This window comes from Pontibacter sp. E15-1, from assembly GCF_022601975.1.
Taxonomy (GTDB): Bacteria; Bacteroidota; Bacteroidia; order Cytophagales; family Hymenobacteraceae; genus Pontibacter.
The window spans coordinates 24,035-46,591 of record NZ_JAKVIR010000010.1; the positions used below are offsets into that span (position 1 = coordinate 24,035).

The window sequence follows — 22,557 nt, forward strand, 5'->3', positions numbered from 1 at the left end:
ATCTTAGTGCTGTAAGGCGTTTACCTTTTTCTTCGGGTTCGGCTGCGCAGGGTACTTTGTCTTTTGGTAGAGCCCCAGCAGGCGCTGGTACTGCACCAGCGGGGCCAGCTTCGCGATCGTTTCCTGCAGGCTCTCGCTGCACTCACCCTCCATCTCGATCACCATGTAATGGGCATGGCTCCGGGCCGTGGCCGGAAGCGTCTGGATCAGGGCGGTATGCATGTTGTCGCGGCTCAGCTGCGTGAAGATGTCTGCCAGCGACCCGTCGTGGGATACCTGCAGCAGGAGGGTGGCCTTGTTCGCCCCCTCGATGTTCTCCTGCGGCCGCTCCTGGTCCACGACCAGGAAGCGGGTGAAGTTGTCGCGCCGGTCTTCGATGTTCTCGGCCAGCATCTCCAGGCCATACAGGGCGGCAGCCTGCTTGCTGGCGATGGCTGCCACGCCCTCCAGGTGCTGCTCCCGGATCGCCTTGGCGCTGTCGGCTGTGTCGTGGCTCTCCTGCAGTTGCAGGTGTGGCTGCTGCCGCAGGAAGTCCATACACTGGTTGAGGGCCATCGGGTGCGTCACCACCTTGGTCAGGTCCTCGAGGTGCTGGCCTGGCAGGGCCATCAGGTTCTGCTCGATCGGCAGCCACAGCTCGCCCGTCACAAACAGGTCGTGCTGGTGCAGTAGGTTGTAGTTGGGCAGGATGCTGCCCGCGATTGTGTTCTCCACCGCCATCACCGCCAGGTCTGCTTTGCCCTGCTGCAGCACCTCGCACAGTTGCCGGAACGATTGGCACGCCACGCTTTCAACTTCATACTGCGGATAATACTGCTGGGCGGCCACTTCGTGGAACGAGGCAGGCCCTCCCTGAATCGCTACTTTAATTTTCTTCTGTACCATATAAAGAAAAAACCCCGCTTTAGGCGGGGCTTTCTGAGTTTTATACCTTAATGCGCTTACACAATAGCATAACTCTGGAGCCCCGGCGGAGTACCAAAAAAGTAGTAGCTAAAATAAAGTGTGCTGTGCTGCATTCTTATCTTGTTTGAATATCTGGCATAAACGTACTGAAGTAATTCCATAAAGTCAAAATATTTGTTGATTTTATTAACAAATATTTAAAAAACGGTGAAATTAAGCTGTTTCGAGTTTCACACGAACATGCTTTTCCCAACTTTTATACCCAAAACACGCCACAGCGCCTTCGCCCCGACATGGGAGGCAATACTCTCCGGCAGGGCAATGGAGACGCGTAATCTGCCCATCATATATCCGGCCAGAGAGCGGCATGGTTACAAAGATGAGGCTGGTGTTGGTTATATTGAAGAAGCGGCCATAGAGATGCCGAAGCTGTAAAAGCAAGGGCCTTTCCATATATGAATATTTGGAAAGGCCCTTTTACTTTTTACGCCACTGCCGAGGCGCCTAAACCGTTGTTGCGGTTGTTCTGCTGCTGCAACTCCTTCAGCACAGACTCTACCAGCGTTTTGTCGGCTCCGTTTGAGGTAGTGTGCTGCAGCCAGTCGTTCAGCTGCTTCTGCCAGCGCTGGGCCTGCAGGTTTGGCTGCAAATCGCCCATCTGCCGCTGGCTCATCTTGTTAGACATCTCGGTGCGACGCAACAGCAGTTCCAGCAACTCATCGTCAAGGCTCTCAATTTGCTGGCTCAGCTCGTCGAGGTGCTCTACCAGTTCGGTAGTGCCCGCCAACCTTACCTTCGACACCACGGCGTTCACCAACAGGTTCAGTTCCTGCGGCAGCAACTGCTGCTGCGGGCTGCTCAGGGCGGCCGCCGGGTTCATGTGCGACTCAAACAGCAAGCCGTCAATGCCGAGGTCTACGGCCTTCTGACTCACCGGGTACAGCAAGCTGCGGCGGCCCGCTATATGCGCCGCATCGCACAGGATCGGCAACTCGGGGTACATTTCCTTGAGCTGCAGCATGTGCTCCCAGCGCGGGTGGTTGCGGTACGGGTACTGCTCGTCTGTAGCGAAGCCCCTGTTGATTACGCCCACATCCGTGATGTCTGCCTGCTGCAAACGCTCCAGCGCGCCTATCCACAGGTTCAGGTTAGGGTATACCGGGTTGTTCACGAGCACGGGCGTGTTGGTGCCTCGCAGCACGGCGGCTATCTCTTCCATCGCAAACGGGTTTACGGTGGCCCTGCCGCTGATGGTCAGGATGTCCACGTTGTGCTTCAGGGCCATTTCCGCGTGCTGCGCGTTGGCTATCTCGCAGGCCGTCTGTAACCCTGTTTCCCGCTTCACCATTTCCAGCCATTGCAGTCCCTCCGTGCCGACCCCCTTAAAGGAGTCAGGGCGTGTGCGCGACTTCCAGATGCCTGCCCTGAAGACTGAAATACCTTGTATGGCCTTCAGTTGTTGGGCGGTCTTCAGCATCTGTTCTTCGCTTTCTGCACTGCACGGGCCAGCAATCAGCACAAGCGTGCCGTCCGGGTTGCGGAAGCTGCTCTTAGATGCTACATTGATGGTGGTTCTACTTGCTTTCATGGTTACGGTTTTTAAAGATTCACTCTGTGTACTGCTTAAATTTTAAGATTAGTGAAAAGGTATAAACGAGAGAAGCCCCACAATTTAGTTGCGGGGCTTCTCTCTGGTATTTTCGATTGAAAACTATGTGCAACGCACAATCACCGGAGCCCCCGCTGAGGAACCTTAAAGGAATTGGTGAGAATTTGCGCGACTAGTACTTTCATTTCTGTCTCTTATTTCGAATCAAAGTAAATGAAAGATTCTTAGTAATGCAAATAAATTATGGGTTAATTGTTTATTATTTAACATTTATGCTGTTTTGTTTGAAATTTAACAACATAAACAGTTTTATAATACGAATATGATACTTAAAGGTAGTGAAATATGATAAAATTTTATCATAAAGTAGCATTTTAGCTGCAAAAGGTGGCTAGGCAGGGCATCCAGATCCAAATTCTCCCCTGAGGCAGCGGAAGTAGTCCCAATGCTTCACCGCCTGCGGCTTGTTTGCCAGAACTGGAAACGGAGTGAGCAGCAGCTGCCTCACTGACTAAACGATCACGCCGAAACGATTAGTGTGTGCGGTATACCCTATACCTGCTTGCTCCACCAAAAACATCTGCTTCCTGTATCCATCGAATTTAGAGGAATGGGTATGGCACGCGCCTGAGCCCCGAGCCAGCATGGGGCTGGCCGGAGTTGAAAGTAGAAATCACGCCGACCGGCAGGGTATGATTTTGGCTGGTTTTTATTTTTTCACGGGTGGCTCATGCACTTCCTTTTCGGCTACCTTAGGGAACAGGAGCGAGACGATAACCGAAATAGCCAGAATCGCACCCACCACTACCAGGGCATAGCGCATGTCAATCTCCACCAGGTCGCTGAGCAGGAGCTTGGCCCCGATAAACACCAGAATTGCCGATAGCCCGAAGTGCAGGTAATGGAACAGCTGCATGATGCCCGCCAGGGCAAAATAAAGCGCCCGGAGCCCCAGCAGGGCAAACACGTTGGAGGTATACACGATGAAGGGGTCTTTTGAGATCGCCAGGATGGCCGGTATAGAGTCGGCAGCGAACACCACATCCGTGCTCTCCACCATGATTAGCACGAGTAACAGCGGGGTGGCATACAGCTTGCCGTTCTGCTTTGTGAAAAACTTGCCCCCGACGGACGTCGTCGTGAACGGCAGCTTCTGGCTGACCCACACAATAAAAGGGTTCTGCTCCGGGTGCAGCTCATCATCCTCCTTGGTAAAGGCCATCTTGATGCCGGTATATATCAGGAAAGCCCCGAGTATATAGATGATGAAATGGAACTTGGCGATCAGGGCAACCCCCACCAGTATAAACGTCGCCCGCAGCACCAGCGCCCCGATGATTCCCCAGAACAGGATCTTGTGCTGGTACTTGGTGGGCACCTTGAAGAAGTTGAAGATCAGGATGAAGACAAAGAGGTTGTCCACGCTGAGGGACTTCTCGATCAGGTAGGCGGTCAGGAACTCCAGCGCGGGGGCAGGGCCCTTCCAGTAATAGATGAAGGCGTTGAAGCTCAGCGACAAGCCGATCCAGAAAGCGCTCCAGAGCAGGGCCTCCTTTATCTTCACTTCGTGCTCTTTGCGGTGGAACACAAAAAGGTCCAGCCCGAGCAGCAGCAGCACAAATACATTAAATATAACCCAGAAAGAAATATCATTCATAAACAAAAGGCATCAGAGGCAGCGCTGACCGGTATAACTCCAAGCGCTCCTATGTTAAGCCCTAAATTTAACTGGAAAAGCCTACAATTATGCAAGCCGGGAGAAGTATAATTTACAGTTCCGGGTTTTCGTGCGCTGAGCCATCGGTGCGTTATAACCTGGCAATCAAAGGGGTATGGTAGTATAAATGTCCGTATCGGCTGGGTGGCACAGGGGGGTAAAAGCAGATAGGCTTTTAGGCAAAGCGTGGGTTTGCGCCTGGTCCCGAATGCCTTCTGAAGACTGCTGCCTGTTAATAGCGGTCGAAATGGCGGAAGTAGCTGTTTATCTTCATCTGCATCACGCCCAGCACGGCCTCTTTGAAGATGCCCGACGACATTTTGGAGACGCCCTTGGTGCGGTCGGTGAAGATGATGGGCACCTCCTTTATCTTGAAGCCGAACTTATAGGCCAGAAACTTCATCTCAATCTGGAAGGCGTAGCCCACGAAGCGGATCCTGTCGAGCTGTATGGTCTGGAGCACTTTGCGGCGGTAGCACTTGAAACCCGCCGTGGTGTCGGCGATGGGCATGCCCGTGACAAGCCGCACGTAGGCGCTCGCGAAGTACGACATCAGCACCCGGCTCATGGGCCAGTTCACCACGTTCACGCCCTGTATGTAGCGGCTGCCAATGGCCACATCATACCCGTCGATGGCGCAGGCGCGGTACAGTTGCAGCAGGTCGTTGGGGTTGTGGGAGAAGTCGGCGTCCATCTCAAAAATGTACTCATAGGTATGGCGCAACGCGTAGTGGAAGCCGTGGATATAGGCGGTGCCCAGGCCCAGTTTGCCCTGGCGGGTTTCGAGGTAAAGGCGGTTGGGGTAGCTTAACTGCAGGTCGCGCACAATTTCGGCTGTGCCATCCGGCGATCCGTCGTCTATCACCAACAGGTCAAAAGGGTGCGTTAACTCCATCACCCTGTTGATTATGGCCCGAATGTTTTCCCGTTCGTTATAAGTTGGGATTATCACCAACGAATCTTTCATGCCTCAAATATAGGCAATCAGCTAGTGTGGTTCTGTGGGCGCTTTAAATTAATTTTATGCGCCAGCTCTTTGGCATACGCCACGCAGAGCGCCACCGACACCCCCGACTGCCAGTTGGCGGCGATAAAGAGCCCTTCCTGCTCCAGCTCCTTGTCCATCTGGTGGGCGTCTTCTATGTACATGTCGTATTGCGGCAGCGCGTGCGACCAGAGGTGGGCGAACTGAAAGTTGGGCTTCTCGGCGGAGATCAGGTGCAGCTCGGCCAGCTCGGCGTGTACCCGTTCCATGAGGCGTATCCGGTCCATGGTGGCATGCTGCGGGGCGTGGCTTCCGCCAACAAAGGTCGTGAACAGCACCTCGTGCGGGCGGCAGCGACCCTCAAACACCGAACTGCTCCAGATAGAGCCGGAGGCGAAGGCAGCCTCTGCCTGGGGGTGCATCGCCCCAAACCCCTTCAGCTCGCCGGTCACCTCTTTGCGGTTATACACCGAGTGCACCACGGCCATGGGAGGGTAGTTGATATTGTGTAGGGCCGCCGCCATACCCGGGAAAGTATACTGCATCAGGTCCGCCGCCTGATGGGCGGGGAGGGCCAGCACGAGCAAGTCATACTCCTCGGTGTCGTAGTCGCCGGAGGAGGCGCACGAAACCACGTACTTGCCCTGGCTGCGGGTAATCATCTCCACGCGGTGCTCGGTATGGAGTGAGATCAGCTTTTCGGCAATGGCGTTGGGCAGGGTGCGCATCCCGTTGGCAAACGAGAAGGTGCGGTGCCGGACGATGCCCTCCTTCCGCTTTTTGAGGCCGCGCAGCACAGAGCCATACGTCATTTCCAGCGCCTTCAGCTCGGGCAGGGCCTTGTGTACTAGCAGTTCGCCGGGGTTTCCGGTATACAGGCCCGTCAGCAGCGGGCTCACCACACTGGCGGCCACGCCACGGCCAAAGCGACGCTCAAAAAACTGTTCTACCGTTTCGTAGTCGATGTCGGCGGGGGGCACGTCTTTCTCCTGAAGGATGCGGTATTTTGTCTCCCAGGAGAAAAAATTGCTCGACAGCAAGGCGAAGGGCGTGGTGGGAAGCTGTTGGTAGGTGCCGTCGCGGAGCACAAAGCGGTAGTCGTTCTCGGGGTAGGAGTGGATCACCTCGCGCTCGAGTTTCAGCTCGCGCACCAGTTCCTCCAGCTCGGGGGTGCCCTGCAGCGCGTTGGGGCCCAGCTCCAGCAGGTACTCGTGCACCTGCACCGTCCGGATGTTGCCTCCCACCTCGGGGCTTGCCTCAAAAAGGTCGTATGGCACGCCCAGCTTCTGGAGGTAGTAGGCCAACGCCAGCCCTGATATGCCTGCTCCTATGATTGCTACTCTCATCTAATGTATGCTAACGCCTGAACTTGTAAGAGGTATTGTGCAACTGAAAAAGTTTTGGTTTGGCTATATGCTGCTGACCTGCTCCGTTTCAGGTTGCTTTACTTGAAACGCCTGATACCGCTGAAAAGGCCTGCGTATTTTCTTGTGAGTTCAGTTATATATGATATCCTATATTCAAAGATACTCAATATTTGTGCAGATGTTTTTGTTACTTCAAATTAAGATAACCTCTTCCAGTGGGGCATTGCGCTTACAGGTACGTTAGGACTCAAAACAGGGATTTTTATTAGCAAGAAAATAATATATAAATGCTTGGATACTACACAGTAATCCCTTACTTGCATCGTATAATAATGCACTTTCCACACGAATTCTTCTGGTATTCATACTTTACTCTGACCTGTAACTGCAACTAAAGCTACAGCTACCGCACAGGGGCATTCTTGTTTCAGTCTGAATTCGGACAGCTGCTATTTAGGGCTTTACCGCTTCTGTTGCGGCCGTGCGTTGTTGTACGTATACTTCTCAATCTACTTTAAGGCGCGCAACTCCGCTACTGGTGAGGTGGTGGATGTTTCGAACGGGAGATTCGATGCCTTATATTCAGAATACTAATCCGATGAATAGGCTTCTTTAATTACAACACAACCTATAGGAAAACACTTTACGGATTTCTACTGGGCCTACTCAGCCAGGCAGGCTATGCCCAAACGTTAACCTGCAGGCAAGAAGCGGAGTAGGCGCTTGCCCCGCTCAACAAAAGTCTTATACCTACCGGCGTGCTCTACGTCTGGTCCTTTTCCGCTGGCTAAACTAGAGGTGTATACAGGCACTAGCATCACCGATACTGCTAACAGCAATGTGTTTCACCAGGCATACTTCTGCAACCAATATCTCAGCCTGTAGACACACGGCAGATTTATCCCTAATTTAGCGCCTGAACTGATGCAGCTATACCTATGCAAATGCAAAAATGCGTCTTCCTGGATCGCGACGGCGTGCTGAACCGCGAGCGGGGAGATTATACCTATGCCCTGGATGACTTTGACGTGCTGCCCCGTGTGGCCGAGGCCCTGGCGCTGCTGCGGGAGCATGATTACTTACTGATTGTGATCACGAACCAGGGCGGGGTGGCCAAAGGGCGCTACCAGCGGGCCGATGTGCTGGCCTGCCACCAAAAGCTGCAGGCCGTGTGCGGGCACCTGGTCGATGCCCTCTACTACGCGCCGGGCCATCCTGATTACTCCGCCTCGCTGTCGCGGAAGCCGGACAGCCTGATGCTGGAGCGGGCCATGGCAAAGTACAACATCGACCCGGCACTGTCGTGGATGGTGGGCGACTCGGTGCGTGACCTCGAAGCCGCCGCAAAGGTGGGCGTAGCCGGAATATTGGTAGGCAACAAGTACCCGCCGCAAACCCACACGTGGCAGACAGCCGACTTGTGGCAGGCGACCCACCTGATTCTGGAGCAACAAAAAAAGCCGGCTTAACGCTGGCTTTTTTTATATCGGGTTGCTGCCGTGCAGCAGGTGTTAGCTGTTGATGGTTCCGGCTTCGGCCTGTGCAGGCGCGGCGGCTGTTTTCTGCGCTGGCAGCTCTGTTTCGGTAGAACTGTAGGCCGGGCAGTAGGTTTTACAAGAGGCCATGCCTAAAGTTAAGCACAACGACCCCATTAGTATGACTTTCTTCATAATATTTCCTTTAGGAGAGTTTCGTATCAAAATTAATGATTTTATATATAACGCCAAACATACCCGCTAAGTTGTTCTGCTTTAAGAGTTAAATTTCGTAGCCCAGGATTTTCATCATCGACTCCGGCGTTTGCTCCGGCGCAAACTGGCGGGTGCTAATTGCACCGTTTTCGTCGCGGTCTACCAGTATGTGCTGCGGCGAGGGAATGAGGCAATGCTTGATGCCGCCGTAGCCGCTCAACTGCTCCTGGTACGCCCCGGTATGGAAGAAGCCGATGTATAAGGGCTCGTCCTTCGGGATCTTGGGCAGGAACACCTGGAAGGAGTGCATCTCGGAGTTATAGTAGTCCTGGCTGTCGCAGGTCATGCCGCCGAGCTGTATCTTCTGGTACTCCTTGTTCCAGTGGTTCACGGCAAGCAGTGGCCAGCGTTGGTTCAGGGCCCAGGCATCGGGCAGGTTCGTGATAAAGGAACCGTCGATCATATACCAGCGCTCCTTGTCGTTCTGCAGCTTCTCGTCCAGAATGGAGTAGATGTTGGCCGCGCTCTCGCCTACCGTAAAAATGCCAAACTCGGTGAAGATGTTCGGCTCCGGCACGCCCTCCTCGGCGCAGATGCGCTTGATGGTGCGCAGAATCTCCGTAACCATATAGCTGTAGTCGTAATCGGCCTGGATGGACGTTTTGATCGGGAAGCCCCCGCCGATGTCGATCGTGTCCAGCTCCGGGCATACCTTCTTCAGCTCGCAGTACTTGTGCAGGAAGCGGCTCAGCTCCGACCAGTAGTAGGAGGTGTCCTTGATGCCGGTGTTGATGAAGTAATGCAGCATCTTCAGCTCAAAGCGCGGGTCTTCCTTAATCTGCTGCTCGTACAGGTCGATCACGTCGTTGTAGCGCACCCCGAGGCGGGAGGTATAAAACTCAAACTTGGGCTCTTCGTCGGAGGCCAGGCGCATGCCCACCTTCGTCTTCACCTTCACGTGCTCTTTGTAGTACTCTATCTCTCCGATATGGTCGAGTATGGGCATGCAGTTCACAAAGCCCTCGTTTACCAGCTCCGAGATCCACTGGCGGTAGCGCTCGCGCTTAAAGCCGTTGCACACGATGTAAGTGTCTTTGCTGATCTTGCCCTTCTTGTGCAGCGCCCGGATGATTTGCATGTCGTAGCCCGAGGAGGTCTCGATGTGGATGTCGTTCTTCAGGGCCTCCTCCATCACGAAGGAGAAATGCGAGGCCTTGGTGCAGTAGCAGTAGGTATACGTGCCCTTATAGTCGAGCTTCTGGATAGACTCGGCGAACAGGCGCTTGGCCTTCTGAATCTGCGAGCTGATCTTGGGTAGGTATGTTAACTTAAGCGGAGTGCCGTATTCTTTGATGATGTCCATCAGCGGAATGCCGTTGAACTGCAGCTCATCGTTTACAACCTGAAACTCCTCCGTCGGGAAGTCAAAAGTCTGGTGTATGAGGTCGGTGTATTTATCCATTTACGGGAGCGGTGATATAAGAAAAAATGCAATATTGTTCGTTATTTACCATCTTTGCAAAAACTTTGTTCAGATTATATCAAATGCTCGCGGCGATAATCTGATTCAGGGGGCAAGGCAGAGGCAATAAACCGCTCATGCGTTTTATCTGTACATATATAGAGGTAGAGGCAACATATGAAAAAAATTAAACTGATAGAAGTAAGGTCCGAGTTGGGAGCCGGAACACGCGGGGCAAGCATGGGCATCGAGGCCCTGAAGGTAGCCTGCCTCAACAAGGGTTCCGACTATTTCAAGCGCTTTAACTCTGTCAGCGTCCCTGATCTAAACTACACGCTGTTCGACAAAGACATGTTCCCGAACGCGCACCGCATCGACAGCATCCTGACGGTGCAGAAGAACATCGTGAACGCCGTGGAGCAGACCATCGCCATCGACATGTTCCCGCTGGTGCTGGCTGGCGACCACTCCAACGCCCACGGCACCATCGCCGGTATAAAAGCGGCATACCCTGACAAAACACTTGGGGTGATCTGGATCGACGCCCACGCCGACATCCACTCGCCTTATACCTCGCCCTCGGGCAATGTGCACGGCATGCCGCTGGCCATGGCCCTGAACGAGGACAACCTCGACCGCCAGATAAACGAGCCGGCCCCGGAGACGGTCTTTTTCTGGAACTCCCTCAAAAAGCTGGGGTATAACGGCCCGAAACTAAAGCCTGAGCACCTGGTCTACATCGTGGTGCGCGACACCGAGGAGCCGGAGGATTACTTTATACAGAAGCACGGCATCAAGAACTTCACTTACCAGGAGGTAACCCAGAAAGGCGTGCCTCAGGTGGCGAAGGAAGCCCTGGAGCGCCTCAAAGACTGCGATATCCTGTATGTCTCGTTCGACGTGGACAGCCTCGACTCGAAGTTCTCGAAGGGCACGGGCACACCCGTGGAGGTGGGCCTGACGGTGGCGCAGGCCAAGCAGCTGAACTACCTGCTGCTGCAGGACCCGCGCGTGGTGTGTTACGAGATGACCGAGATCAACCCGACGCTGGACACCGAGAACACCATGGCCATGAACGCCTTCGAGATACTGGAGACGGCCACCTCCGCAATTTTACACCGAGAATCTAAAAGCACACCCATACACTAATGCAACTTCAGAACGTCCTTAGCCAAAGCATCAGCCAGGCCCTACAGGCTTTGTTTTCCATTTCCGCCGATGCCGACAAGATAGCCCTCCAGCCCACGCGCAAGGAGTTTGCCGGCACGTATACCTTCGTCACGTTCCCTTATACCAAACAGGCAGGCAAGGGGCCGGAGCAGATAGGGGAGGCCATCGGCGCATACCTGAAAGAAAACACCGCCGCCGTCCGCGACTTTAACGTGGTAAAGGGCTTCCTGAACCTGGAGATAGAGCAGGGGGAATGGCTGCGCCTGTTCCGCAACCTGATGCAGGACGAAAACTACGGCCAGGCCGAGCCGAGCGGGAAAAACGTGATGGTGGAGTACTCCTCGCCCAACACCAACAAGCCGCTGCACCTGGGGCACCTGCGCAACAACTTCCTGGGCTATGCCATGTCCGAGATCCTGAAGGCCAATGGCCACGAGGTGATGAAAGTGAACCTGGTGAATGACCGCGGCATCCATATCTGCAAGTCGATGCTGGCCTACGAGAAGTTTGGGGAGGGCGAGACGCCGGAAAGCAGCGGCATCAAAGGCGACCACCTGGTGGGCAAGTACTACGTGCTGTTCGACAAGGCCTACAAAACGCAGATAGAGGAGCTGGTGGCGCTGGGTATGGACAAAGAGGAGGCTAAGAAAAAGGCCCCGCTCATGCTGGAGGCGCAGGACATGCTGCTGAAGTGGGAGCAGAACGACCCGGCGGTAGTTGCCCTTTGGGAGAAAATGAACAGCTGGGTGTATGCCGGTTTCGAGGAAACCTACCGCAACATCGGCGTCGACTTTGATAAATATTACTACGAGTCGCAGACCTATATGCTGGGCAAAAGCCGCGTGGAGGAAGGCTTGCAGAAAGAAGTGTTCTTTAAAAAGCCGGACGGCTCGGTATGGGTAGACCTCACCGGCGAGGGCCTGGACGAGAAACTGCTGCTCCGCGCCGACGGCACCTCGGTATACATCACCCAGGACCTGGGCACGGCCGAGCTCAAGTACGGCGACTTCCCCTACGACCAATCGGTATACGTGGTGGCCGACGAGCAGAACTACCACTTCCAGGTGCTGCAGGCAGCCCTGAAGAAGCTCGGAAAGCCGTATGCAACCGGCATTTACCACCTCTCTTACGGCATGGTGGACCTGCCCTCAGGCAAGATGAAATCGAGGGAGGGAACCGTGGTAGACGCCGACGAACTGGTGCAGGAGATGGTGGACACGGCGCGCCAGCAAACCGAGGAACTGGGTAAGATAGAGGGCTTCACGCCGGAACAGGCCAATGAACTGTATCATACCCTGGCCATGGGCGCTCTGAAGTACTTCCTGCTGCGAGTAGACCCTAAAAAGCGCATGCTGTTCAATCCGCAGGAGTCTATTGACTTCCGTGGCAACACGGGCCCGTTTATCCAATACTCGCACGCCCGTATCTCGGCCATACTGCGCAAAGCCGCCGAAATGGGTATAACCCTGGATGTCGGCGCGTTTGATACGATGGAGCACCTACACGAAACAGAGCAGGAAGTGATCATCCAACTGGTGAATTACCCGGCGGTGGTGAAGGAGGCCGGTAACCTGTTTGCACCTTCCATTATCGCGAACTATGCCTATGAACTGGCCAAGGCCTATAACCGCTTTTACCAGGAGGTGTCCATCTTTAACGAGACCGACGAACAGGCGCGTGCTTTCCGCATTGCCCTCTCGGCCATGGTGGCCCGCTTTATCCGGCACAGCATGCGCCTGTTGGGTATAGACGTGCCGGAGCGTATGTAAATTGAAGAGGGGGTATGGCTGCTGGTGCGCCTGACGGCTGCTCATACATGAGAATTTGAAAGCGTGCGCCGCTGAAGCAAAATTATCCAGCGGGGGTGCAAACATACCTCCAGCTTGGCTGTTACCGGATTAATTTAATATGCCATCACACTGCAAATGACAAAAAGACTTACATGTTTAAGGAAGGCGGTGGCTATACTAGTCCTGCCGCTTGCTTTTGTGGCTTGCCAGGATGGTGCAAGTAAAACGCTAAACCCAGATGCTATGGCAACAGAAACAACATCAAACCCCAATGCCCAGACCAGCGATTTTTATGGTTTTCAGGTAAAGTCCCTGGATGGCAAGAATGTGGATTTCTCGCAGTACAAAGGCAAGAAAGTGCTGCTGGTAAACACCGCCTCCGAGTGCGGCTTCACGCACCAATACACTGATCTGCAGCAGCTCCACGAAAAATTCGGCAACGAGGTAGTTGTGCTGGGCTTTCCGGCAAACAACTTCGGTGGCCAGGAGCCCGGCAAGAACGAGGAGATCGCGACATTCTGCGAAAAGAACTATGGCGTGACCTTTCCGCTGTTTGAGAAAATCTCGGTGGTAGGTGCTGACAAGCACCCGCTGTACGTATGGCTGCAGCAGAACAGCCCCAGCCAGGAGGAGCCCAACTGGAACTTCTGCAAATACCTGGTGGATGAGGAGGGGCAGGTTGTGGCCTTTTTCCCGTCTAAGGTAGAGCCCATGGGGCAGGAGTTGCTTTCGGCAATCAAGAAATAATACTTAGCTGGATCCGGTCCTGGTTCAACCTGACGCAAGCCTCTCATACATGGCGCAAGCGTCCGCTTGTGCCTTACAAGAATCCTAACAACAGCGGCTTAACCTGCCGCTTGCGCCATAAGGGCCATGAATAGTATAAGTAGGGACTTGCAACAGGAACTCGTATTTTTACAACATTGACGACCTCAGAACACATATCTACCCCGAATCCAGGCCCGGTACAGGTCTGGATTTCGGCTTTTAGGCCGCGCACACTGCCGCTGGCGCTCTCCTGTATTGGTATGGGCGGCTTTATGGCGGCGGCACAGGGCGTTTTCAATGGCACCATTGTCGCGCTCTGCGTGCTCACCACGCTGTTTCTGCAAATCCTCTCGAACCTCGCCAACGACTACGGCGACTCGAAGCACGGGGCCGACAGTGTGCACCGCGAAGGGCCGAAACGTGCCGTGCAAGCTGGCCACATTAAGGCGGCACATATGAAAAAGGGTATGGTCGTATTTAGCCTGCTCTCGCTGGTTTCGGGCTTGCTGCTGCTGTGGGTGGCCTTCGGCGCGGAGGGGCTGCTTTTTTTCGTGGTGTTTCTGGTGCTTGGCCTGGCGGCTATCTGGGCGGCTATTAACTATACCGCCGGCGACAAGCCTTATGGCTACGCGGGGCTGGGCGATCTGTTTGTGTTTGTTTTCTTCGGGCTCGTGGGCGTGCTGGGCACGTACTTTCTGCAGGCGCAGGCACTGGAGGCGGTGGTCATCCTGCCGGCCCTGATTTGCGGTTTCTTCTCCACGGCAGTGCTCAACGTAAACAACATCCGCGATATAAAATCCGATGCGCTGGCCGGAAAGCGCTCTATCCCGGTGCGTTTGGGGCCAAAGCGCGCACGGCTATACCATCTAGCCTTACTACTGGGCGGTGTGCTGAGCGCGGCTGTCTATGTGGCGCTTAACTTTTACAGCGTATGGCAACTGCTGTTTGTGCTGGCGCTTCCGCTGGTGCTGGCAAATGGTATAAACGTACGGCGCAAGCAAACCTCCCAGCAGCTCGACCCATACCTCAAGCAAATGGCTCTGACTACACTGCTGTTTGTATTGCTGTTCGGTATAGGGCAGGTTATATAACTGCAGCCCTGTGCCCCACGCAAAAGCCCCCGCTATATCTGTTGTAGCGGGGGCTTTTGCGTGGGGTGTTAGCGGTAGGTGTATTAAATGTGTTTTTTTGCTGAGATTACGGTGCTCGTGCAGTGGAAATGAATCCGAAAATAGATACCTTAAATGGTTGAACACAGAAGAGGCGGTATGGCCGCCGCCTGTACATCAACAGAAAACTCCTAACAGAAACCCCATGAAGCTATCCCGCCTACTTACGCTTGCATTTTTCCTGTTGAGCTATTCCGCCTTTGCGCAACAATGGAACAAAAAGCAGGCAGCCGTAGTGCTGACCTACGATGATGCCCTGAACACGCACCTCGATCAGGTAGTGCCGGTCCTGGACTCCTTTCATCTGAAAGGCACGTTCTTCCTGACGGCCGCTTCACCCGCGTTCACGAAACGGCTATCGGAATGGAAAAAAGTGGTAGCCAACAAGCACGAGCTGGCGAATCATACCCTGTTCCATCCCTGCAACGGGAGCCAGCCGGGCCGGGGCTTCGTGACACCGGACTATGACCTGGCCACGTATTCTGTGCGCCGTATCACCGATGAGATCAGGATGACAAATGCGGTGCTCCAAGCGCTGGATGGCAAGAAAGAGCGCACATTCGCCTATCCCTGTGGCGACACTACCGTAGACGGCAAGCCATACATGGAGGAACTGAAAGGTGATTTGGTGGCAGCCCGCGGCGTGCATGGCGAACTGGTGCCCCAGGGGCCGACCGATCTATACAATGTGGGTTCTTTTATGATAAACGGGCAGACCGGAGAGGAACTGATCAAGCTGGTGAAGCAGGCCGAGAAAAACAAAAGCATGATCGTGTTCCTGTTCCATGGCGTTGGCGGCGAACATTCCCTAAACGTGTCGCTGGAGGCGCACCGGCAGCTGTTGCAGTATCTCAAAGCCAATGAAAAAACACTCTGGAACCCGACTTTTATAGAGGCCGCCAACTTCATCAGAGCTTCAGGAAATAAGAAGTAGCAGCTGCTTTGCCTTAGATGTGAGCTCCCTGAATCACACGGTCGGCATGCAGCAGCAGCAGCAATTCGGCTTTACGCTTTGAGATTATGCTACATAATACCATTATCGAATGGATTCAGCGTACTGGAGTTTTTTCATTTCGTGAATTTTGAATCTGTGAACACTGGCGCAAGCGTCCGCTTGTGCTTCCATATGATGTGCGTCAGATGGGATGCATTGCACGGGAAGGCACCCCGAAAGCTTTCGGGGCGCCATAGAGCGGATCTATGCGTACCAATCAATTGATAATGGTATAAGTAAGCTTGCTCTTAATCACAGACTGTATCAGGCACCCATCGCTGTTTCCTCCTTTCTTTGCCTGAAACTGAAGAACCCGACGAGAATAACCCTGTATGCAACTCTAGTTAGTATTCCCGCTTCCGCCGCTGTTGTCGCTGCCGCTTTTCAGGTCATCGTTTCTGATGCCGCGCTTCGTGCGCCGGATGTCCTCTTTCAGCTTGCCGAACTTGTAGCTGAAGCCCACATTGACGCGGCGCGTCACGAAGGTATACTTCGAGATCTCATCGAAGTTGGTGCTGGAAACGTCATTGGTGAAGGAGTTATACTTTCGGAAAGGGTTCTGCACCGAAAGATTGAAGCTGGCCTTCTCGTCTTTCAGGAAGCCTTTACTTACCGAAAACCCATTCCAGAACTGGCCGGTGGATTTGCCCTGCAGCATGACCCGCGGGCCGTAATACCCCAGGTTCGCGTTGGCACGCCAGTTTTTCTTGAATTTATAGCTCAGGTTGCTAAACATGTAGCCGTTTACCCCTGTGTTCTCGAAATCGCGCCCCGCAATGTTGCCGCTTAGCTGCACATAGGACAGGGAGCCGTTCAGGTTCACGCTCAGCGCATCAAAAAAGGTGGCATAGCCATGCAGCGACAGGGTAGACGTGGCATTTTTGCCGATGTTGCCAAAGGTAGTGGTCGTGACAGAGTCGGCCGTGTTGAAGAGTGTATAGTTTTGGATGGCATTGTTGGTGAAGGCATGCGTCAGTGTGCTGTTGAGTGAGTTGCCGCCCTTAAACATGCTGTGGCCCATACTGATGACATGGCTGGTGGCCGCCTGCAGGTTCGGGTTGCCGAACGAAATGCTTTTCTCGTTCGTGCGGTTTACATAGGGGTTCAGGAAGTACAAGCTTGGCCGCTCGATGCGCTGGGTGTATGACAGGCGCAGGCTCGACATATTTTTAAAAGTGCGGTTAAGCGACACGTTCGGAATAAGGTTCAGGTAATTCTGCTCTGCCACGGTGCCAGCGTTCTTGAAGTTGGCGTCTACAACCGTTTGCTCCAGGCGGGTGCCCAGCCGCACGCCCCATTTGTCATACCGCAGGCTCGCGGAGGTATAGGCCGCGTAGATATTCTGGCTGTAATCAAACTCATTGCTCAGCTCCGGCACTTCTTTGTAGGTATTGGTTTCGCTATCGTAGTTGCGGTAAAAATAATCGCTGCCATTGTCACGGAGTATGCTTTTTAGGCCTGCCTCCAGCGAGTGCTTTTTAAAGGGATGCACGTAATCGGCCTGGTACGTTTGCTCCAGCGAGCGGCCTTCGTTCTGGGTGCGGGTGCCGGGTATGCCCGCATAGTTGCGGATGTTGATAAACTGGATGTCCGCGTCGGAGTTGTTTTCGTTGTTGCCAATCTTGTAAGAGAGCGTTAGCAACTGGCTTTTGTTGCGCTTGAAGGTATGCTGAAAATCAAGCCCCAGGTCATACCCCTTCCATGCATAGTCCTGGTCGTTGTTGCGGGCGAAGGCACGGCGCAAGGCTCCGCTCGTGCCCGCCTCCTCTACCGTCTGCAAGGCCAGCGATGCGTTGTCGCTGTCGTTCAGCCCAAACTTGGCCGAGAGCAGGTTCAGGGTATCCAGTTCATAGCTGATCTCGCCACTCATGTACTTGTTGTAGCTGTTGCTCTCGGAGCTTCCTTGTTGCAGCAGGGTGCCGGTGGCGGCATCGGTGCGCTCGTAGTACGAGGTGCTTTTGGGGTTTGGCCAATGGCTGGCCCCGCCATACCCCGAAAAACCAAGTTTGCCGGTTTTGGCAGTCAGGTTAACGGAGCCATACTGGTTGCCCACAGACCCGGCCCCCAACGAGAAACTCCCGTTATAGCCGTTTTGCGGCGCATCAGTCGTGATTATGTTGATGATGCCGCCAATGCCCTCTGCATCGTACTTGGCAGGCGGGTCCGTGATAACTTCAATCCGTTTGATGGAACTGGCCGGCATGCTGCGGAGCACGTCTTTGGGGTTGCGGGCAAAAAGCGTGGAGTTCTTGCCATTGACCAGCACCTTAAAGCTGCCGCTGCCATTGAGTTGAATGTTTTCGTCGGAGTCGAGGCTGAGCATAGGCACTTTCCGCATCATGTCCAGGGCGCTCAGCGTCTTAGACTCGGGGTCTACCGCCACATTGTAGCTGATCTTGTCCACATCCTGCGTAATTAGCATTTGCTCGGTGGTCACCTCAACTTCCTGAAGCTGTTTGGCCGCGCCCGCAAGCGCAAGCGTGCCGACGTTCAGGACGGGGCTTTCGGCGTTCAAAACGGGCAGCTCCAATGTGTAAGGTTTATACCCCACGTAGCTGAGGATGAGCTTATACGTGCCCAGTGGCAGGCCGCTGATTTCAAAGCTGCCATTGTCTCGCGAGAAGGTGCTTTTGAGCGGTGCGTCTTTGTCGGGGAGGCTGACGACAACGGTGACGTAGCCAATGGGGGCGGAAGTGGCGGAGTCGGCTACCATGCCTTTTACAGTGCCAGTGGTTTCGGTTGGCGCTTGCGCAACGGCAAGGGCATGGGAGAGCAGGCACAGGGCCATCAGGATAGCTTGTTTCATATAGGTGTGTAGGTTGTAGAACGCGCTAATATCCGGCAACGTGGCAGCCATTTCTGCTCGCCTGCTTTCAGTTTTCAACCTCTATCTCCCTTTTACACATCAGGCAAAACTGCCCGTAACACCCCTAAAAGCTATTTTCCGGAAATCGGGATGACCATAAAGGCCATCCTGCAAAACAAGATAGGAATTTATAACGGAGATAAAATAGCAATCCTAAAATATTTATTGGTTAAACACAAATTAATGTGGGTATTGAATAAAATATTCAGAAAACAGCACTTGGGTTGGCGTTACCTGATCAATTCGTGGCTCTGTATAATATGGCCGCCATGCTGCAGCAAGTCGGTTTTGGCTTTCTCGAAACCTGCTGCGTCAATGGCCTGGGTAGCGTCTTCGATGAGGTATGCCCGGAAGCCTTCCCGCAAAGCATCTTTGGCAGAAAAATACACGCAATAGTCGGCAGCGAGGCCGCAGAGGTATACTTCCGTTACGCCTTTGCCGCGCAGGTAGTCTGCAAGGCCGGTGCTTTTGAGGTGGCCGTTGTCGTAAAAGCCACTGTAGGAGTCAATCTCCGGGTTCATGCCCTTCCGGAAAATGGCCTCGACCTTATTCAGCTCCAGGTCTTCCGAGAACCGGGCTCCGGCTGTGCCCTGCACGCAGTGGTCTGGCCACAGCACCTGCGGCAATCCCTGTAGCTCCACCACCTCATATACCTGCTTGCCGGGGTGCTGCGACGCAAAGCTATTGTGGTTTGCCGGATGCCAGTCCTGCGTGGCCACTACCAGTTCAAACTGCTGTTGCAGTGCATTCACGAGAGGGAATATGGTATCGCCTTCAGGAACGGCAAGTGCACCGCCCGGCAGAAAATCGTTCTGGATGTCAATCAATAAGAGGGCTTTCATATGGCTCAGAAAAAGCTGTACGGGTTATTTCGTTTTCGGAGCGTAAAATAGCTCAAAATAAGCTCCCAGCCTACATATACTGCATCGTATTGCCGATGTTTGATTCTCGTTTTAGCTTGTACTCGACCGATTTAATCACCAGAATTAGTATTTGTTTTTATATGCATAGAAACGGATTTTATGCCTCATTTCTATTTCTTAATTTCTAACTTTTAATTTGGCGAAGCACTACGCTTGATGCATTGGTATAAAACAGAAAGAGCCGCTTCTGGAGCGGCTCTTTCTGTTTGGTAAAGTATGTTTATGAAACGGATTGCTGGTTCTCACCCTGCGACTTTTCGCCGGAGGCGCCATCACGGTTTCTATTCCGGTTGTTGCGGTTGCGCTTTTTAGGGGCGCCTCCTTCGGCCGCTACTGCCGTTGATGCGCCTCCCTCGGAGCGGGGGGTATGATTGGCAGCTTTAATCGGTCTGCTGTTTCCCTCATCGCTGTGCCGTGGCTTGCTGCCTCCGCTGTGGTGCTTGCTCCTGTGCTGCTTGTTGCTGCCGCCTCTGCCTGGCTGGCTGCCGCTTCGGTGCCGCTGGCTCCCGCTGTCATGGCGCTTGCCCGGGTCGTAGGCGGGCCCAGGGCCGAAGTCGTCCGGCAAGGGCAGCTTCGGAAGCTCCCGCTCAATCAGGCGCTCCACCTTCTGCACGCGGTACATGTCCTTCTCATTCACAAAAGTAATGGCCATACCCGTAGAGGCGGCACGTGCGGTGCGGCCCACGCGGTGTACATAGTCCTCTGCGTCCTGCGGCATGTCAAAGTTCACCACGTGGCTCAGGCTGTCGATGTCGATACCCCTGGAGAGGATATCCGTGGCCACCACAATCTGGTACTGCTTGTTTTTGAAGCCCTGCAGTGCCTTTTCGCGTTCGTCCTGCGTCATGTCAGAAGAGATGCCCTCGGCGGTGAAGCCCATCTTCTGGAGCGAGCGCACAATCTGGTTCACATTCGATTTGCGCGACGTGAAGATGATCATGCTTTGCACGTCCAACTGGCGAAGCAAGTGCTCCAGCAGCGGAAGCTTCTGGTTGTCGAAGGTCAGGTAGATGCGCTGGTCTATACCCTCCGCCGGCTTCGAGATCGCCAGGTTAATTTCAGCGGGGTTTTGCAGGATCTGCTGTGAGAGGTCCCGGATCTTGCGGGGCATGGTAGCCGAGAAGAGCAGCGTCTGGCGCTGCTTGGGCAGTTGGTTGATGATCTTCAGGAGATCATCCATAAAGCCCATGTCCAGCATTTTGTCGGCCTCGTCCAGCACCAGGTGGTTCAGCTGGTCCAGTTTCACGTAGCCCATGGCCAGGTGCGACAACAGGCGGCCCGGGGTGGCGATGATAATATCGGCACCGGTGGTAAGCGCGCGCTTCTGCTGGTCCCAGTCGTCGCCTTTGTTGCCGCCATATATGGCGATGGAGGATACCGAGGCGAAATAGCCGAAGCCTTCCACTTGCTCGTCTATCTGCTTGGCCAGTTCCCGGGTTGGGACCAGGATCAGGGTGCTGGTATGTTCGTAGCCTTCGTGTGAGATCCGGTCGATGAGCGGAAGCAGGTAGGCTGCCGTCTTGCCAGTGCCCGTCTGGGCGCAGGCAATCATGTCGTTGCGTTCGAGTATAAGCGGAATCGCCTGTTCCTGCACGGGAGTAGGGTTGTTATAGCCCATAGAATTGATTCCCGTTAATACATCTTCGTGTAGGTTAAAAGAACTAAAGCTCAATGTCTGAATGATTTTGTGTTGATACTGTGGCCCTTAGTGTATGCTTTACACAGAACCTCTGCATGGTAAAGATACTATAAATATGGCTTTAATCCCGCACAGCCCCCCTGAAACATTTTCAGACAAAATTTTCTAAAAAATATGTAATTGTATAATATAAAGTTATATTTGAAACAACTTGTAAATAATACAAATACAATATATAGTGAATTTATGGGGGCCCGGGTAAAAGAGCGGAATAAAGTGTTTTAAGTAAACAACTATATAAATATATAGATATTCTAATTATTTAATACATTAAAAAATTTATATATCCTGCAACATTGCGGCAGTGGCGGCGTAAATACCACCAAACGCAGAAAACAGATCCTGTCTAATTGAATATATTTTATTTTATATATAGTTATGAAAAAAGTTATACAAGAATCACCTAACTTCTTCCTGCTGTTGGGTCTCAACATCCTCAACGCGATCTTCATGTTGCTCCGCTAGTAGCGGCAACAGGGCTTACTATACTCCACAGAAAGGGCAGTCTCGCTACCAAAGCGGGGCTGCCTTTTTGCGTTTCCAGAGAAATTTGTGCTTAACTTGTCGGTGCCACGAGCGGCAACACGATGACACATAGAGCTGAACCGAGCGTATCACAGACATGGCAGGACATAATAAATGGTCGCAGATAAAGCGTAAGAAAGGCGCCTTAGACGCCAAGCGATCCAAAGTATTTACCAAGCTGATCAAGGAGATCACGGTGGCGGCCAAAGTTGGCGGCCCCGACCCCGATGGGAACCCACGGCTGCGGCTGGCCATCCAACTGAGCAAAGCCGCCAACATGCCCAAAGACAATATCGAGCGGGCCATACAGAAAGGCGAAGGCACCGACGGCGACTACAGCGCGGTGACGTACGAGGGGTATGCCTCCAATGGCGTGGCCATATTCATTGAGTGTCTCACCGATAATATAAACCGGACGGTGCAAAACCTGCGCACCATCTTCAACAAGGGCAATGGCAGCCTGGCCACCAACGGCTCCGTTGAGTTTCTCTTCGACCGAAAAGGCGTTTTCGTGGTGAGGCGCAACCCTGACCAAGCCCTGCCCGACGAAGAACTGACCCTGGAGTTGGCTGACGGCGGAGCAGAGGAAGTAGAGATGGAGGAGGAGTACATCACGGTATACTGCGCGATGGAAGATTTTGGGGCGATGCAGAAGAAGCTGGAGGAACTACAACTGGACCTGGAAAGCGCGGAGCTGCAGCGGCTGCCCCATACCACCGTCACGGTGGAAGACCCGGAGGCTGTCCGGAAAATACTCGCACTGCTTGATGCCCTGGAGGATGACGACGACGTGCAGAAAGTTTACCACAACCTCGAACTGAGCGAGGAGGTGATGGACGTGTTACAGGCGCAATGATGCTGCACGAGACTGTCTGGAGAGGGAAGTATACCCTCCGGAACTTTAAAGATAGAAGCA

Annotated in this window: 16 protein-coding genes; 7 read left to right on the top strand and 9 right to left on the bottom strand. The window is 53.6% G+C overall.

Annotation, left to right across the window (positions count from 1 at the left end; all coding sequences use genetic code 11):
* Nucleotides 1–3: 3 nt before the first annotated feature.
* From MKJ04_RS08375 to hemG, 5 genes are all read right to left on the bottom strand, one after another.
* Nucleotides 4–885, bottom strand: coding sequence for a prephenate dehydratase (locus tag MKJ04_RS08375; protein ID WP_241641141.1), 882 nt, complete (start codon nucleotides 883–885; stop codon nucleotides 4–6).
* A gap of 505 nt (nucleotides 886–1,390) precedes the next feature.
* A complete protein-coding gene (locus MKJ04_RS08380; RefSeq protein ID WP_241641142.1) occupies nucleotides 1,391–2,494 on the bottom strand; it encodes a chorismate mutase in 1,104 nt (367 codons plus the stop codon).
* Between the two features lie 730 nt (nucleotides 2,495–3,224).
* Nucleotides 3,225–4,172, bottom strand: coding sequence for a TerC family protein (locus MKJ04_RS08385; RefSeq protein WP_241641143.1), 948 nt, complete (start codon nucleotides 4,170–4,172; stop codon nucleotides 3,225–3,227).
* Nucleotides 4,173–4,464: 292 nt separating this feature from the next.
* Nucleotides 4,465–5,199, bottom strand: coding sequence for a polyprenol monophosphomannose synthase (locus tag MKJ04_RS08390; protein ID WP_241641144.1), 735 nt, complete (start codon nucleotides 5,197–5,199; stop codon nucleotides 4,465–4,467).
* Between the two features lie 17 nt (nucleotides 5,200–5,216).
* Nucleotides 5,217–6,563 carry a protoporphyrinogen oxidase gene (hemG, locus tag MKJ04_RS08395; RefSeq protein WP_241641145.1) on the bottom strand — a complete coding sequence of 449 codons (1,347 nt, stop codon included), beginning with the start codon at nucleotides 6,561–6,563 and terminating at the stop codon, nucleotides 5,217–5,219.
* A gap of 959 nt (nucleotides 6,564–7,522) precedes the next feature.
* Between hemG and MKJ04_RS08400 the strand changes: the two genes are divergently transcribed.
* Nucleotides 7,523–8,053 carry a D-glycero-alpha-D-manno-heptose-1,7-bisphosphate 7-phosphatase gene (locus tag MKJ04_RS08400; protein WP_241641146.1) on the top strand — a complete coding sequence of 177 codons (531 nt, stop codon included), beginning with the start codon at nucleotides 7,523–7,525 and terminating at the stop codon, nucleotides 8,051–8,053.
* Between the two features lie 289 nt (nucleotides 8,054–8,342).
* On the opposite strand, the gene MKJ04_RS08405 is transcribed toward MKJ04_RS08400, so the two are convergent.
* Nucleotides 8,343–9,737 carry an arginine decarboxylase gene (locus tag MKJ04_RS08405; RefSeq protein WP_241641147.1) on the bottom strand — a complete coding sequence of 465 codons (1,395 nt, stop codon included), beginning with the start codon at nucleotides 9,735–9,737 and terminating at the stop codon, nucleotides 8,343–8,345.
* A gap of 177 nt (nucleotides 9,738–9,914) precedes the next feature.
* On the opposite strand from MKJ04_RS08405, the gene rocF reads away from it, so the two are divergent.
* The 5 genes from rocF (at nucleotide 9,915) to MKJ04_RS08430 (ending at nucleotide 15,568) form a co-directional block, all read left to right on the top strand.
* Nucleotides 9,915–10,886: an arginase gene (rocF, locus tag MKJ04_RS08410; protein ID WP_241641148.1), complete on the top strand. Its 972-nt coding sequence runs from the start codon at nucleotides 9,915–9,917 to the stop codon at nucleotides 10,884–10,886.
* On the top strand, nucleotides 10,886–12,676 hold the full coding sequence (argS, locus tag MKJ04_RS08415) for an arginine--tRNA ligase (RefSeq protein WP_241641149.1): 1,791 nt from the start codon (nucleotides 10,886–10,888) through the stop codon (nucleotides 12,674–12,676). Before rocF ends, argS begins: the two co-directional genes overlap by 1 nt.
* A gap of 264 nt (nucleotides 12,677–12,940) precedes the next feature.
* On the top strand, nucleotides 12,941–13,444 hold the full coding sequence (locus tag MKJ04_RS08420; RefSeq protein ID WP_241641150.1) for a glutathione peroxidase: 504 nt from the start codon (nucleotides 12,941–12,943) through the stop codon (nucleotides 13,442–13,444).
* Nucleotides 13,445–13,620: 176 nt separating this feature from the next.
* Entirely contained in the window at nucleotides 13,621–14,556 is a 936-nt protein-coding gene (locus tag MKJ04_RS08425) for a 1,4-dihydroxy-2-naphthoate polyprenyltransferase (protein ID WP_241641151.1), read from the top strand.
* Nucleotides 14,557–14,779: 223 nt separating this feature from the next.
* Nucleotides 14,780–15,568, top strand: a complete 789-nt coding sequence (locus MKJ04_RS08430; RefSeq protein ID WP_241641152.1) for a polysaccharide deacetylase family protein — start codon at nucleotides 14,780–14,782, stop codon at nucleotides 15,566–15,568.
* Nucleotides 15,569–15,968: 400 nt separating this feature from the next.
* Here MKJ04_RS08430 and MKJ04_RS08435 read toward each other — a convergent pair whose 3' ends face one another.
* From MKJ04_RS08435 to MKJ04_RS08445, 3 genes are all read right to left on the bottom strand, one after another.
* A complete protein-coding gene (locus MKJ04_RS08435; protein WP_241641153.1) occupies nucleotides 15,969–18,434 on the bottom strand; it encodes an outer membrane beta-barrel family protein in 2,466 nt (821 codons plus the stop codon).
* A 290-nt stretch (nucleotides 18,435–18,724) separates the two neighbouring features.
* Entirely contained in the window at nucleotides 18,725–19,336 is a 612-nt protein-coding gene (gene pncA, locus MKJ04_RS08440) for a bifunctional nicotinamidase/pyrazinamidase (RefSeq protein ID WP_241641154.1), read from the bottom strand.
* A 301-nt stretch (nucleotides 19,337–19,637) separates the two neighbouring features.
* Nucleotides 19,638–21,035 carry a DEAD/DEAH box helicase gene (locus MKJ04_RS08445; protein WP_241641155.1) on the bottom strand — a complete coding sequence of 466 codons (1,398 nt, stop codon included), beginning with the start codon at nucleotides 21,033–21,035 and terminating at the stop codon, nucleotides 19,638–19,640.
* 703 nt (nucleotides 21,036–21,738) lie between these two features.
* Between MKJ04_RS08445 and MKJ04_RS08450 the strand changes: the two genes are divergently transcribed.
* Complete coding sequence (locus MKJ04_RS08450; RefSeq protein ID WP_241641156.1) at nucleotides 21,739–22,497, top strand: YebC/PmpR family DNA-binding transcriptional regulator; 759 nt, start codon at nucleotides 21,739–21,741, stop codon at nucleotides 22,495–22,497.
* The last annotated feature ends 60 nt before the right edge of the window (nucleotides 22,498–22,557 follow it).